The 14,188-nt window shown below is 34.4% G+C and carries 12 protein-coding genes and 1 other RNA gene; 6 read left to right on the plus strand and 7 right to left on the minus strand.

From position 1 onward, the window contains the following. Window positions 1-40 precede the first annotated feature (40 nt). The gene (locus tag P5P89_RS02140; RefSeq protein WP_278010539.1) at window positions 41-544 is read left to right on the plus strand and encodes a hypothetical protein; all 504 of its coding nucleotides are present in this window, start codon (window positions 41-43) and stop codon (window positions 542-544) included. Window positions 545-680: 136 nt separating this feature from the next. On the opposite strand, the gene ssrA is transcribed toward P5P89_RS02140, so the two are convergent. Together ssrA and P5P89_RS02150 are read right to left on the minus strand one after the other, a co-directional pair. Then, window positions 681-1,077: a transfer-messenger RNA gene (gene ssrA, locus P5P89_RS02145) on the minus strand. Between the two features lie 66 nt (window positions 1,078-1,143). Beyond that, window positions 1,144-2,346, minus strand: a complete 1,203-nt coding sequence (locus P5P89_RS02150) for a serine hydrolase domain-containing protein (RefSeq protein WP_278010540.1) — start codon at window positions 2,344-2,346, stop codon at window positions 1,144-1,146. A gap of 239 nt (window positions 2,347-2,585) precedes the next feature. On the opposite strand from P5P89_RS02150, the gene P5P89_RS02155 reads away from it, so the two are divergent. Both P5P89_RS02155 and P5P89_RS02160 read left to right on the plus strand, forming a co-directional pair. Beyond that, entirely contained in the window at window positions 2,586-3,788 is a 1,203-nt protein-coding gene (locus tag P5P89_RS02155) for an NAD(P)-dependent oxidoreductase (protein ID WP_278010541.1), read from the plus strand. An 81-nt stretch (window positions 3,789-3,869) separates the two neighbouring features. Continuing rightward, the gene (locus tag P5P89_RS02160) at window positions 3,870-4,760 is read left to right on the plus strand and encodes an alpha/beta hydrolase (RefSeq protein ID WP_278010542.1); all 891 of its coding nucleotides are present in this window, start codon (window positions 3,870-3,872) and stop codon (window positions 4,758-4,760) included. A 78-nt stretch (window positions 4,761-4,838) separates the two neighbouring features. Here P5P89_RS02160 and P5P89_RS21755 read toward each other — a convergent pair whose 3' ends face one another. From P5P89_RS21755 to fumC, 3 genes are all read right to left on the minus strand, one after another. Continuing rightward, window positions 4,839-5,066 (minus strand): M13-type metalloendopeptidase, encoded by a 228-nt coding sequence (locus tag P5P89_RS21755; RefSeq protein ID WP_422851759.1) that lies wholly within the window; start codon window positions 5,064-5,066, stop codon window positions 4,839-4,841. After that, window positions 4,969-6,762, minus strand: coding sequence for a M13 family metallopeptidase (locus P5P89_RS02165; protein WP_278010543.1), 1,794 nt, complete (start codon window positions 6,760-6,762; stop codon window positions 4,969-4,971). Before P5P89_RS02165 ends, P5P89_RS21755 begins: the two co-directional genes overlap by 98 nt. Window positions 6,763-7,133: 371 nt before the next feature. Then, complete coding sequence (fumC, locus tag P5P89_RS02170) at window positions 7,134-8,519, minus strand: class II fumarate hydratase (RefSeq protein ID WP_278010544.1); 1,386 nt, start codon at window positions 8,517-8,519, stop codon at window positions 7,134-7,136. A 328-nt stretch (window positions 8,520-8,847) separates the two neighbouring features. Here fumC and P5P89_RS02175 point away from each other — a divergent pair, with 328 nt between their 5' ends. Next, window positions 8,848-9,027 (plus strand): hypothetical protein, encoded by a 180-nt coding sequence (locus P5P89_RS02175; protein ID WP_078226371.1) that lies wholly within the window; start codon window positions 8,848-8,850, stop codon window positions 9,025-9,027. Window positions 9,028-9,146: 119 nt separating this feature from the next. On the opposite strand, the gene P5P89_RS02180 is transcribed toward P5P89_RS02175, so the two are convergent. Together P5P89_RS02180 and P5P89_RS02185 are read right to left on the minus strand one after the other, a co-directional pair. Next, window positions 9,147-11,621, minus strand: coding sequence for a TonB-dependent receptor (locus P5P89_RS02180; RefSeq protein ID WP_278010545.1), 2,475 nt, complete (start codon window positions 11,619-11,621; stop codon window positions 9,147-9,149). 89 nt (window positions 11,622-11,710) lie between these two features. Then, window positions 11,711-12,061: an arsenate reductase family protein gene (locus P5P89_RS02185; RefSeq protein WP_278010546.1), complete on the minus strand. Its 351-nt coding sequence runs from the start codon at window positions 12,059-12,061 to the stop codon at window positions 11,711-11,713. A gap of 112 nt (window positions 12,062-12,173) precedes the next feature. Here P5P89_RS02185 and P5P89_RS02190 point away from each other — a divergent pair, with 112 nt between their 5' ends. Both P5P89_RS02190 and P5P89_RS02195 read left to right on the plus strand, forming a co-directional pair. Then, entirely contained in the window at window positions 12,174-13,109 is a 936-nt protein-coding gene (locus P5P89_RS02190) for a CPBP family intramembrane glutamic endopeptidase (RefSeq protein ID WP_278010547.1), read from the plus strand. A gap of 3 nt (window positions 13,110-13,112) precedes the next feature. After that, on the plus strand, window positions 13,113-14,153 hold the full coding sequence (locus P5P89_RS02195) for an AMP-binding protein (protein WP_278010548.1): 1,041 nt from the start codon (window positions 13,113-13,115) through the stop codon (window positions 14,151-14,153). Window positions 14,154-14,188: the final 35 nt, after the last annotated feature.

Below are 14,188 nucleotides of genomic sequence, written 5' to 3' on the forward strand. Positions count from 1 at the left end.
ATATATAAGTTAGGTGAAATTTTATTAAAGCGAAAAGGATATGAAAGAAAATGTTATAAAAATACCAGCCAACAATAATGAAATTAATTTGTATTGTTTCCTTGGAGAAGCTCTATTGAAAACCCAAATGGTGGAGCAAGCGTTAAGTCATTCAATTACTCTGAAAATGAATCCCGCAGAAACAAAAGAAAGAGCAGATCAACTTTTAAAACAAAACCAGGGATATACTTTAGGCCATGCTATTAAAATTGCAATTAAAGAGAAACTATATAATTTGTCATTGCAAGATGAATTAAATGCTTTTTTACAGCAAAGAAATTGGTTAGTTCACAATGTTATCTGTGGAAACGAAGAAGATTTAAATGCCGGAAACATAAAAGAGGAATTGTTTGATAAAATTAAAGCTATTTCAGACAAAGCAGAAAGTATTCAACTTGTAATAGAATATGATTTGATAGACTTTTGTTCTTCTAAAGGAAAAGATATGTCAGAATCCCTAGCATTATTAAAATTACAAGAACAAGGAATAAGAATTCGAAAGTAGCATTTAAAAACTCCGCTCTCAGAAGTCTTCATCATGAAACACTGTGGCAAATGTCTCTGACTTTCCGCAATTTTTGCTTCTTACTTTCCTTTTTACATATAAAAAAAAGCAGAAAATCATATGATTTTCTGCTTTTTTGTGGAGTCGCCGGGAATCGAACCCGGGTCCAAACAAGCAACTAAAGAGCTTTCTACACGCTTATTTCCTGATTAGATTTTCGATGTTAAGCAAGGCCAGAAACAGCCACTCAACACTTATCTTCTTAATTTTCAAAATCCACCCGAAGCTCATGGAAATCTAGGTTTATTTTTACGGTTCCCCTAAACAGAACGCCACAAACCAAGGCTTTCAAGGAGAATCCAGCTTCCCTACCTTGTAGGGACGTGGCTAATCGTACTATAATTCAGATTATGCAGCTAAAGCGTAGTTATTTTCGCCGTGTAAAAGTGTGAGATCTTATATTTACGAGCAAGGTCTCAATGCTCGACGTGCTTACTTTCCAATTCGACTTGCTGTCAAAACCAGTCGACCCCAAAAATGAGTTTGCAAATTTATACTATTTGAAATTACTTTCTATTAAAATTTTCAGAAAAATTCTATTATTCTTCGTCTTTAAACTGAAAAGGGTAATCTCCAAAAACCGGAGCCAGTTTACGAACTGCATACGTGTTTCTTGTCATTTTATTGGATAGGGCAATTATCGTTACGCCTTCTTTTTGAAGCGTAATATAAGATGATGTATTTCCATGCCACCAGCCGTTATGAAAGTAAAAATTCTGTCCTGTTTCCCAATTGATCATTCTGATTCCGAGTCCATAATTTTTGGTCCCTTTACGTTCATTGCTCTGCCCGGTATAAACCTCTTTTAATAAAGCCGGTTTTAAAAAGTTGGGTGCATTTCTCGCTCTGTCAAATTTTAAAAGATCACGTACCGTCGAAAAAATATTTTTATCGCCATAAACGTTATCCAAATAATCGAAACCAATTTCTACCCCATTTCCTTTGTATGAGGGAACAATGTTTTTTCTCTCTTTATCATCATCAAAAACATACGTATGCGTCATTCCTAGAGGTTTGAAAATCATTTGGGACATGGCTTCTTTGTACGTTAGACCAGTTATTTTTTCAATAATAAGTGCCAGCATGGCATAATTGGTATTGCAATAAGCAAAACGGGTACCGACTCTTGACTCCAAACCTATGTTTTTGGTCGCCAAAATATCTAAAATATCTTTGTTGGTAAGCTGGTTATGCCTGTCCCAAACCGATTTATCCCTGTCTGTGAAATAGGCGTAATTTCGCATTCCGCTGCGATGGCACAATAACATTCGAACCGTACATTCTTCGTAAGGGAAAGTTTTTAAAATGGTATTTACTTTTTGATCCAGGTCAAGCTTCCCTAGATTGATTAATTTTAAAACAGCAGTTGCAGTCAGTACCTTACTTACCGATGCAATTTGTACCGGAGTATCTGCAGTAATTTTTGTGCCTTCATTTTTATTGGCAAAACCGTTATATCTTTCAAAAATAATCTGACCATTTTTTGCAACCAGAAAACTTCCGTTCATACTGTTGTTTGGCCAGTTTTTATTGTAAAAATGATTGATTCGCCCTTTAACGGAGTTAACATAGGCGGCAGTTATTTTTTTTTCAGGTCCCATCGGAACCATTTTACCTAATGTATCTTTTTCTTTTACAGCTTCATTCTCACTGTTATTTTTATCTTTTCCACACGAACTTAAAACTAAAACTGAAAAAAGTATTTGTGGTATATTTGCTTTTTTAAGGAAACTCATTTTCATTATTCTTTAAAAACAAATATATAGAATTCAATATTTATGATTAAAGATTTTAGACGAAGAAAAATCTCAAAATTAACATACGATTAACAACTTTTTTAGCTAGCTTATTGTACATCAGACCTTAAGGATTCATAATCATTAAAAATAAGAAAAGTGCAACAAAATTTTAACTATATTTGTTATATTTAAAACAAAATAAACCAAAAAAGTTATATTATTAAATATCAAAAATCCTTTAAATGAAATTCGGAATTATAAAAGAAAGAAAAAATCCACCTGACAGACGTGTTGTCTTTTCACCTGATGCATTAGCTCAATTAAAGCAGCTTTATCCAGAGGCCTCTGTAACTGTAGAAAGCTCAGATATTAGAGTTTTTTCTGATTTACAATACAAAAGTATGGGTATCAATGTTGCTGATGATGTTTCGGATTGTGATATTTTATTTGGAGTAAAAGAAGTTCCGGTTGAAAATTTAATTCCGAATAAATCTTATTTTTTCTTTTCACACACGATAAAAAAGCAGCCTCACAACAGAAAACTTTTACAGGCCGTATTAGAAAAAAATATCACTTTATATGATCACGAAACGATTGTTGATGAACATAACCGCCGATTAATAGGGTTTGGTAAATACGCCGGAATGGTTGGCGTTTACAATGCAATTCGTGCGTTCGGAATAAAATTTGAATTATTCAAGCTTCCGAAAGCAGAAACCCTTTCGGGAAAAGATGCGCTGATCACACATTTGAAAAGAATTACCCTGCCTCCTTTAAAATTTGTACTCACCGGAACCGGAAAAGTAGGAAGTGGTGCGCAGGAAATTTTGAAAGCAATCAAAGTAAAGGAAGTTACTGTAGAAAATTATCTATCCAAAAATTATACCCAATCCGTTTATGTACAGCTTGACGCCTTAGAATACAACAAAAGAACTGACGGTAAGATTCTTGACTTTACAGATTTCACCCAACATCCGGAAGATTACACGTCTGATTTCGAAAAATTCACCAAAATCAGTGACATTTATATAGCAGGACATTTTTACGGAAACAATGCACCAATGATCCTGACTCAGGAAATGCTGAATGCCAAAGATTGTAAAATAAGAGTTGTAGCCGATGTTTCTTGCGATGTAAACGGTCCTATTGCCAGTACGCTTCGTTCTTCAACCATTGCAGAACCTTTGTATGGTTATCTACCTTCAGAAAATAAAGAAGTGGATATTTTTCATCCAGCCGCAATTGTAGTGATGGCAGTTGATAATTTGCCTTGCGAAATTCCAAAAGACGCCAGCGAAGGTTTTGGAGAACAGTTTATGGAACATGTTATTCCGGCTTTCTTCAATAAAGACAAAGACGGAATTCTGGAGCGTGCTAAAATTACAGAGAATTGCAAATTGACAGAGCGATTTAGTTATTTACAGGATTATGTTGATGGGAATTAATTAATTTTAATTTGTGTTGCTTATTAATTTGTAACTATTTTTAACACATTTAAAATAAAACATTTACTATCAACAACTAACATGAAAAAACTCGTACTTACATTTTCGATTTCATTAGTATTAAACTGTGCTCATTTATTTGCTCAAACCAATCCGGAGACTCCTTTGTATCCAAACGGTATTGAAAAAAATCCGGTAATACATCCCAATTCTGAAAAGATAGTTGATTCTGTCATTAATCCGATGTCACTATCCCATAAAAACAGGGTAATCAGTAATATTTCGATTCCAACCTATCAATTATTTCCAGCTTCGGAACCGAACAACAAACATATTGGAGTAGTCATTTTCCCCGGTGGAGGTTTAACCACAAACTGGGTTGATAAAGAAGGAACTGACCTTGCAATTTGGCTTTCAGGACAAGGGATCAATTGTATGGTGGTAAAATACAGAACCAACAGAAAAGATGAAAAAGGAGAGATGATTATTCCAATGGATGATTATAAAGGAGCCGTTTATCAGGATGCGAGAACAGGAATTTTAAAAATGAAAGAACTGGCAGAAAGCCTGAAAATCGACAAAGATAAAATTGGAATTTTAGGCTTTTCGGCAGGAGGATGGTTAAGCGAACGTATTGTTATAAAATCTACCGAAACCAAAGAAGCAGTAGACTGGAAACCGGCTTTTGCTGCTTTAATTTATCATGGTAATACGCTAAGTAATTTTAAACGAATTGACAACGTTCAGGCCTTACCTCCTATTTTTATGGCGATTGCCCGCGATGATAAAAAAATGCCTGTAAAAGAAATTATTCCGGGGCTGGCTGCCATTGCTGCAGAAGTAAAAAAATCAGAATTACATATCTATTCAAAAGGTGATCACGGTTTTGGACTGGCTTACGATAAAGGTCATTCGGTTTCAAAATGGAAAGACAGTTTTTATGACTGGTTATTGGATATTCATGATAAGTAAAACATATCGAAACATTAAAAAAATCCGTCTCAAGTAAATTTAAGACGGATTTTTTATATTTTGCATTTATCTGGAGTTTTACCAGATTTTCACTCTTTTTTCCGGAGCAAGGTACAATTTGTCGGTTGGTTTTACATTGAATGCTTCATAGAATTCAGGCACATTGCGAACCACTCCATTTACCCTGAAGTTTGCAGGTGAATGAGGATCAGTTGCTATTTGTTGGCGTAATGCTTTTTTCTCTGGTTTTATTTGCCCATACTTGTCCCCAACCCAGAAATACGCGCTGAATCCCTGTGTAACCATCTAAAACAGGAGCTTCTTTTCCATTTAATGAAATTTTGTAAGCTTTGATAGCAATGCTTAATCCGCCAAGGTCACCAATGTTTTCACCAAGAGTATATTCGCCATTTATATTTAAATCCGGAAATGCTTTGAAAGCGTTATATTGCTCTACTAAAGCGTTTGTTTTTAATTTAAAAGCTTTTAAATCAGCTGCTGACCACCAGTTTTTCATTACGCCATCGCCATCAAAAGTACTTCCCTGATCGTCAAAACCATGACCAATTTCATGTCCGATTACGGCACCAATACCACCATAATTTACTGCATCATCAGCATTCATATCAAAAAATGGGGGTTGAAGTATGGCTGCTGGAAATACGATCTCATTTAACGTAGGATTATAGTAAGCATTAACCTCTTGTGGATTCATTTGCCATTCAGTTCTGTCAACTGGTTTTCCAAGTTTGTCCAGATTGCGTTGATACTCAAAAGCGATTGCTCTTTCTGTATTTCCATATAAATCGTTTTTATCGATAGTTACTTTTGAATAATCTTTCCAGGTATCAGGATATCCAATTTTAATCATGAATTTGTCAACTTTTCTAAGAGCTTCTTTCTTTGTGGTTTCACTCATCCAATCTAATTCCTTGATACTTTCTGAATAGGCTTTCAATAAATTCTTCACTAAAACAGTCATTTTCTCTTTGGCTTCCGGAGAAAAACGTTTTTTAACATATACTTTACCTACAATTTCACCTAAACCACTATTTACTTTCGTCACTGCACGTTCCCAGTCTTCTTTTTGTTTTTCGGTTCCATACATTGTCTTACCGAAGAAATCAAAATTTTGATTGTCTATTTCTGTAGTTAAACTTGTAGCTGCATTATGTATAACACCCCATTTTAGGAAAGTTTTCCATGTGTCTATTGGAGTAGATTTGATTATATTGTTTAGACTTTTCGTATATTCTACCTGAGTAACGATTATTTTTTTCTCTTTGTCAAAGCCAGATGCTTTTAACATGGCAGACCAATCGAAATCAGGCATTAAAGTGTTTAAATCTTTTACCGGATAAGGATTATATAGTTTAATCATGTCCCGGGTATCTTCTTTCTTCATTTGCTTCGAGGCCAAAGCCGTTTCAAGTGCCAAAATCGTTTTAGCTTTTGCAGCAGAATTTTCCAGACCTGCTAATTTTAACATAGCATCAATATGTACTAAATATTTAGCTCTTATCTCCTTCATTTTAGCATCAGCAGAAAGGTAATAATCCCTGTCAGGTAATCCTAAGCCCCCTTGCCAGGTGACAGTAGTATATTTGGTCGGGTCTTTAAAGTCGCTATAAACCGAAAGCACTAAAGGAGTATTTATTCCTAAGCGATTAGCACGTCCAAAATAAACAGCTAAATCTTTATAGTCATTAATAGCATCAATTTTCGCAAATTCAGGCTGAATAGGAGCAACACCTTTACTGTCTCGTGTTTTTCTATCTATAAATGAAGCATAATAATCACCTATTTTTTGTTCATCACTACCTTTAACATTGTTTGCTTTTGCAGCATCTTCAATTATTTCTTTTACCTCTTTTTGTGATTTGTCATAAAGAATATAACCAGCTCCATAGGAAGCTTTATCTCCAGGTATTTGAGTTTTTTTCTCCCAATTACCATTTACAAATTTGTTAAAATCATCCCCTGGTTTAACTAGTGTATCCATGTTATTTTTTATGATCCCGGACGTAAGGGCTTCTTTTTTTGACAGGATACTGCTACTAGTAAAATGCTTACACCAGCTATCGCGTAGTTTCTCATTTAATTATGGTTTTAATAATAGATAATATAATTTTGATCATGAATATTCTCAATGAAATAGAATATTTACCGTGTTATAATTTTAAATCCTAATTCCTCAATCAATAAAAATATAACATTTAAACCAAATATAGTGAGAATTATTTGTTTTTTTAGAGATTAGATATGAAGATGATCCAATAGATGATTTTAATCAACTGTTATAAAAAAACGGTAGAAACTTTAACATTTTCTACCGTTTTAATACTACTCTTCAGTGCATAACTTTTAACTCCCCTACACCATATCTTCAGGTTTAACCCAGTCATCAAAATCTTCGGGGGTTACATATCCCAAACGAACAGCTTCTTCTTTAAGTGTAGTTCCGTTTTTGTGAGCGGTTTGAGCGATTTCAGCGGCTTTATAATAACCAATTTTAGTGTTTAAAGCTGTTACCAGCATTAACGAATTATCCACTAATTCTTTGATACGCTTGTAATTTGGCTCGATTCCCTGAGCGCAATGTTCGTCAAATGAAACACAGGCATCTCCTAATAGCCTTGCCGATTGAAGAAAATTAGCAGCCATGACAGGTTTAAAAACATTCAGTTCATAATGTCCCTGCATTCCTCCTACCGAAATTGCTACATCGTTTCCAATCACCTGAGCACAGACCATTGTTAAGGCTTCGCATTGCGTTGGATTTACTTTTCCGGGCATAATAGAAGACCCGGGTTCGTTTTCCGGAATATGAATTTCGCCAATTCCGGAACGTGGCCCTGATGCCAGCATTCTAACATCGTTGGCAATTTTGTTCAAAGAAACAGCCAATTGTTTTAAAGCTCCGTGTGTTTCTACAATTGCGTCGTGTGCTGCCAGAGCTTCGAATTTATTTTCGGCAGTTACAAATGGATGACCGGTAAATTGAGCAATGTATTCGGCCACTTTTACATCGTAACCTTTTGGAGTATTAAGTCCCGTACCAACAGCTGTTCCGCCCAAAGCGATTTCTGATAAATGTGCCAAAGTGTTTTTAAGTGCTTTTAAACCGTAAGCTAATTGTGCAGCGTATCCTGAAATTTCCTGTCCTAATGTCAATGGAGTTGCATCCATAAGGTGTGTACGGCCAATTTTTACAACGTCTTTAAATTCGGCTGCTTTTTTTACTAATGTTGCATGCAGTTGTTCGATACCCGGAATTGTGGTTTCTACAACCATTTTATAGGCTGCAATATGCATTCCGGTCGGAAAAGTATCGTTGGATGATTGTGATTTATTAACATCATCATTGGCTTTGATGAATTGTTCGCCTTCGCCAATTTCAAAACCTTTGAGAACCTGCGCGCGATTAGCAATAACTTCATTGACGTTCATATTGCTTTGTGTGCCTGAACCGGTCTGCCAGATTACAAGCGGAAACTGATCATCTAATTTACCTTCTAAAATTTCATCGCAGACTGCTGCAATTGCATCTCTTTTTTCGATTGGCAAAACTCCTAAATCGTAATTGGCATAAGCAGCTGCTTTTTTAAGATAAGCAAAACCTTCTATGATTTCTTTTGGCATTGATCCTGAATTACCAATTTTGAAGTTATTTCGGGAACGCTCTGTTTGTGCACCCCAGTATTTATCGGCAGGAACCTGGACCTCGCCCATGGTATCTTTTTCTATTCTGTATTTCATTTGTTATTTTGTAATATGTTGTTTGAAAAATCTAAAATGTTATTTGTGAGATTTGAAAACTGAAGTTTCTTTTGAAAACAAATGTCTTAGCCCTGATGGAAGCGGTATCCTTTGCTGCCGGGGTTCGGCAGTAAAGATATAGCGGACAGCAGGAAACAGCTCCTGAAAACACTCCTGTTATTCTATTTTAAATACTTAAAAAAATCCTTATTTAAAATGAGTATAAATATAACGATAATTGTCCTTTTAGAAAAATTGATTTGGTTTTTATTGGCAAGAAAAAATATAAAACCTACATTTGTGCTTACATTCAAAAATTCCGGAAAACATGTTTGAATTTTCACAGTACTTAGGTTTTTTACTTTTCTTGACCATACTAACTATAGGGTTTTGGTTGATGTTTTTCTTAGTTGGTTTCGTATCTTACTGGGTTACGGGTGCTAGCTGGGAAATGTTCAAAGAGAAAAGAGCAAAGAAAAGACAAGAAGAACAGTCAGTTAAACTTTAATTGATTTCATAAAAAAGGACCCGTGAAAACGAGTCCTTTTTTTTATGCTAAAAAATAAAATTCCAAATTCCAATCTGTGAAATTGGAATTTGGAATTTAGTTTTTGAAGTTAAACTATATTATCCCTGGAATTCACCACCTTCATCACCGCCGTTTCCATTATTCTTTGGTGTATTTTTATCCCTGTCAGTTTTTTTCATATTCAGCCTGTAGGTAAATGACAAGTTGATTTGTCTTTTTCTCCATTGAAATTCACTGTAAGAATTCACACTTGAGAGATTCGTTTCATTTTTCATTTTTCTTGAATTGAAAAGATCACTTACATTTAAAGCAATGGTACCTTTATCTTTTAAAACATCTTTGCTAAATGCTGTATTTACTACATAGTTACCCAAACTTTTTCCCTGTGCCGTATTTCTTGGACCAAAATACATTCCGGATAATTGCCAGTCAATTTTATAAGGTAATGATAAACGTGAATTTACTCTTCCAAACCATGAGAAAGTTTCATTGTTTAAATTGGTTGTAATTTCTTCGCTTTGGGTATTTGTATACGTATAACTTCCTGTTGTTTTGACATCTGAAAGATTAAAACTACTGTTTATTTTCCAGATTTTAAACGGCGTGTAATTCAATGTAAATTCAAAACCAAATTGCTGCTCTTTTGCCAGGTTAATCGGGCTGCTTAAAACAACCGGATTATTGCCTACAAATTGTCCTGTTTCAGTTCTGACAAATGAGAACACATCTGTAGTGTATTCATAAAATAGCGAAGTACTAAAAGTTACTTTTTCCCAACGTTTTAAATAACCTAAATCAAATTTATCAGTAAATGACGGATCTAAATCCGGATTACCTCTAAACAAGTTAATATTACTGGAATAATTTGTCGCCGGATTCAGGAAACGTCCTCGTGGTCTTGACAAACGCTTACTGTAGCTCAAAGAAACACTGCTTGCATCTGATATTTCATAATTTACGAATGCGCTTGGAAAGAAATTATTATATTTTTTCGTATTATAACTTGGCGTATCCAATAAATTAACATCAATAACTGTATCCTCCCAACGCAAACCAAACAAATAAGAAAATCTATTAACCTTAAAACCATATTGCGTATAAAATGAATTAATGCGCTCATTGTATTCTAAAGTGTTAGAAAGATAACCACTAATTGGATTTCCCTGATTATCAGTCTTAACACTATATTCATTATCCATAAAATTAAAGTTACCTTTATAACCTGCTTCGAATTGGCCTCCGTTTTTTAATGGCAAGACATAATCAGCCTGAAGCTGTAACTGTTCCTGGTTTTGATTATTAAAAGTCTGGTCGATAGTTGCAGGCTGACCGCTTCCGATTGTCTCATCGGTGATATACGCATTATCCGAATCTTTGTCTTTAGAATATGAAAAATCTAACGTTAATTTATGACCTTTATCGTTGAAGTTTTTCAGGAAATTAGATGAATATTCAAAATCCCTTCCTGTATCGTTCCCTTCACTTAAGCGGTATCGTGTTGAAGTAAATACACGATTCGGATCAAAAGAATTATAATTTACCAAATCATTATTAGAGCCGCTATTATCTCTGTAGCTTATAGCATTTGTCCAATATGTATTAGGCGCTATTGTCCACTCGAGACCTGTTTTTGTCGATATTCCTTTTCTCAGACGTTCGGTGTCTTTGTCTTCATCGGTATATCCAATAATTTGATTATCTTTAATATTGGTAGAATTGGTTACACCAGCTCCTTCACTAGTTCTGTAATCATATCCGGTAGAAGTAAAAAAGTTTACTTTCTCTGTTTTGAAATTCAAATTGGCACTTGCTCCATAGGTTTCAGGAACTCCGCCTGAGACAATAAAACTTCCGTTTAAACCTAAGTTTTTACCTTTTTTCAGAACAATATTCAGGATTCCCGCACCTCCTTCAGCATCATAACGAGCAGATGGATTTGTAATTACTTCAACTTTATCAATGGCATCTGCCGGAATCTGTCTTAAAGCTTCTGCCATATTTAATGCATTTGAAGGACGTCCATCTATAAAAATTCGGACATTTTCGTTTCCTCTCAAACTTACGTTTCCTTCAACGTCTACAGAAACCGAAGGGACATTTTCTAACACATCACTTACTGTTCCACCTTTTACGATCATATCCTGACCAACGTTGTAAACTTTTTTGTCTAATTTAATTTCTACAGTTGACTTTTCTGCGCGAACCACAACTTCATTCAGTTGTGCTGCATCTTCAGAGAGATTAATTACTCCTAAATTCGTATCGTCAGAAATATTTTTCCCTTTGATATCAGTTGACTTAAACGAAATGAATTCAATTTTTATATCGTAAGTCCCGGGTGCAACAGCTACTTCAAATTCCCCTTTTGGATTTGTAATTCCACCTGCGATCACTTTAGGGTCATTTGCAGCTGTAATAGAAATTGTAGCATATTCAAGTGGCTGTTTTGAAATTTTCTCTAAAACTTTACCACTAATTTTTACTTTGTTCTGACCCGAGGGTGGTTGTTGTGCATAAATCCTTAATCCCGAAAATACTAACAGGATCAATATCGCAAATCTGAATTTTTTCATTATTTTTCTGATATATCTTTTTCTCTTAGACCACAAATATAACCTTTGGTTTAAAAGAGGAAATCACAAAAAAATGTTAATATACCGTTTTATATTCCTTCTAAAAAAGAAGCAACTTTTTCCATATCCCGGCCAATAATTGCTTTTCCGTCTTTAATTACGATTGGTCTTTCAATCAAAATCGGATTCTCAATCATAGCCTGAATAATTTCTGAATCAGTTAATGTTTTTTCTTTATAGTTTTCAATCCAGATTTTCTCTTTTGTTCTGATAAGCTCAATTGGTTTGAAATTTAATTTCCCGATCAATTTTTTTAATTCCTCAAAAGAAGGCGTCTCCGTAAGATAAGGGATAATTTCATATTCCTGATTTGATTCATCTACAAAAGCCAGACAGGTCCTTGATTTTCCGCAACGGGGATTATGATAAATTTGTATCATTGTATTTTTTTTTAAATGTTGTAAGATAATTGAATTTAAAAAAGGTATTTTAGCTACCCCCAAAAATAAGATTTACTTATTAAATTCAATTCTAATCTTAAATTTTAAATACATGTTTTTAGAACAGGGAATTAAGCCTGAAAATAGCTTTGGAAAGTATATTTTAGGGTCTGTAGTCATCATAATTGCTTCGTTTGTTGGTCAGATTCCTTTCACTGTCGCATTAGTTTACAAAAGTTTTACAGATAAAACCGCAATTCCGTCTGATAACGATTCAGCCATGAAAGTATTTGAACCTAATCTTACTTTATTTCTGCTTATGATATCATTTGCTTTTGCTTTAGCAGGAGCTTTTTATGTAGTTAGACATCTTCATAATCAAAGTATTCTATCCATTACAACCTCCCGAAGAACAATTGATATCAAGCGTATTTTATTTTCATTTTTTTTATGGGCAGGATTTTCCATAGCAAGCTTTTTGTTTGTCTACTTACAATCTCCTGAACAATTTGTTTTGAATTTCAAACCTGTTCCTTTCCTGATTCTGGTAGTTATCGGAACCTTGTTAATTCCGATTCAAACCAGCACTGAAGAGTATATTTTCAGGGGCTATCTTATGCAGGGATTTGCTGGTTTAGCGCGAAACAGATGGTTTCCGTTAGTAATGACTTCACTTATATTTGGTTCTATGCACTGGTTTAATCCGGAAGTAACCAAAATGGGCAACATTATAATGTTTTATTATATTGGCACCGGTTTATTTTTAGGAATGATTACTTTAATGGATGAAGGAATGGAGCTAGCATTGGGTTTCCATGCTGCAAACAATCTGATTGGTGCTTTATTGGTAACTTCAGATTGGTCCGTTTTTCAAACTCATTCTGTCTTTATAGATTTGTCTGAGCCTTCAGCAGGTTTTGATGTTATTTTCCCAATAGTCATTATCTACCCTATTTTACTTTTTATTTTTAGTAAAAAATACAACTGGAAAAACTGGAAAGAAAAGTTAACAGGCGATATAACACTTACTGAAATAATCAAATATTAAGTCATGATTCAATTAACACATAAAAACGTTCATAATTATTTTAAAATAAACGGATATCACCTCAATGGAGACGAGCTCAGCAGTGTAGCTTACAGTTTTATTAAAGAAGGCGATCCTAACGAACAGGCAATTGGGGAATTCTTATTAGACTGGTTCGATGAAAAAGAGTACATCGAAATGAGAACATCAGGAACTACGGGGCTTCCAAAATTAGTTCGGTTACAAAAGCAAGCGATGATACAATCTGCTTTAGCGACAGGTGATTTCTTTGGTTTAAAACCCGGAGACAAAGCATTACTCTGCCTTCCTGTAAAATTTATAGCAGGTAAAATGATGCTGGTAAGAAGCTTAATTTTGGGGCTTGATTTAGATATTATAGAACCAAGCACAGAACCTTTATCGTTTAATAAAACAAGATATGATTTTGTGGCAATGGTGCCTTTGCAAGTACAAAATTCCATTAAAGCTTTAGAAAAAGTAAAAAAACTCATAGTGGGCGGTGCAAAAATGGATGCCGAATTAGAAGAAAAACTGCTGTCTTTAAAAACGGAAATATATGAAACTTATGGAATGACCGAAACCATTACTCATATTGCAGCCAGAAAAACAGGTGAAAAAGTTTTTACTGTTCTTCCAAATGGAAAAATTGCAAAAGACAATCGAGGATGTTTAATAATTACTATTCCTGCTATTTCTAAAGAACCAATTATTACTAATGATCTGGTAGAATTAATAGCAGAAAACCAATTTACTTTTTTAGGAAGAATTGACAATGTGATTAACAGCGGCGGCGTAAAATTAATTCCTGAACAAATCGAAGCAAAACTGACAGGGAAAATCAATTCCCGATTTTTTGTTACAGGGATTCCGGATTCTCTTTTAGGTGAAAAATTAATTTTGGTCATTGAAGGTGAGAAACAAGTGCTTCAAGAAGATTTCTTTGATGCTTTAGACAAGTATGAAAAACCAAAAGAAATAGTTTTTATTCCGAAATTTAAGGAAAATGAAAACGGAAAACTGCTGCGTAAACCAAGTTTAGCCTGATGAATTCCAATTAAAAAATCCCAAACTCCATTTTT

The sequence above is a fragment of the Flavobacterium gyeonganense genome (assembly GCF_029625295.1).
Classification (GTDB): Bacteria; Bacteroidota; Bacteroidia; order Flavobacteriales; family Flavobacteriaceae; genus Flavobacterium; species Flavobacterium gyeonganense.

What these genes read in the sequence shown, in the direction of transcription:
- P5P89_RS02190 (WP_278010547.1), top strand. Translation starts at nt 12,174, where the DNA reads ATGTTTTTAGAACAGGGAATTAAGCCTGAAAATAGCTTTGGAAAGTAT.
- P5P89_RS02195 (WP_278010548.1), top strand. Translation starts at nt 13,113, where the DNA reads ATGATTCAATTAACACATAAAAACGTTCATAATTATTTTAAAATAAAC.
- P5P89_RS02180 (WP_278010545.1), bottom strand. Translation starts at nt 11,621, where the DNA reads ATGAAAAAATTCAGATTTGCGATATTGATCCTGTTAGTATTTTCGGGA.
- P5P89_RS02150 (WP_278010540.1), bottom strand. Translation starts at nt 2,346, where the DNA reads ATGAAAATGAGTTTCCTTAAAAAAGCAAATATACCACAAATACTTTTT.
- P5P89_RS02165 (WP_278010543.1), bottom strand. Translation starts at nt 6,762, where the DNA reads ATGGATACACTAGTTAAACCAGGGGATGATTTTAACAAATTTGTAAAT.
- P5P89_RS02155 (WP_278010541.1), top strand. Translation starts at nt 2,586, where the DNA reads ATGAAATTCGGAATTATAAAAGAAAGAAAAAATCCACCTGACAGACGT.
- P5P89_RS02175 (WP_078226371.1), top strand. Translation starts at nt 8,848, where the DNA reads ATGTTTGAATTTTCACAGTACTTAGGTTTTTTACTTTTCTTGACCATA.
- P5P89_RS02140 (WP_278010539.1), top strand. Translation starts at nt 41, where the DNA reads ATGAAAGAAAATGTTATAAAAATACCAGCCAACAATAATGAAATTAAT.
- P5P89_RS02160 (WP_278010542.1), top strand. Translation starts at nt 3,870, where the DNA reads ATGAAAAAACTCGTACTTACATTTTCGATTTCATTAGTATTAAACTGT.
- P5P89_RS02185 (WP_278010546.1), bottom strand. Translation starts at nt 12,061, where the DNA reads ATGATACAAATTTATCATAATCCCCGTTGCGGAAAATCAAGGACCTGT.
- P5P89_RS21755 (WP_422851759.1), bottom strand. Translation starts at nt 5,066, where the DNA reads ATGGTTACACAGGGATTCAGCGCGTATTTCTGGGTTGGGGACAAGTAT.
- fumC (WP_278010544.1), bottom strand. Translation starts at nt 8,519, where the DNA reads ATGAAATACAGAATAGAAAAAGATACCATGGGCGAGGTCCAGGTTCCT.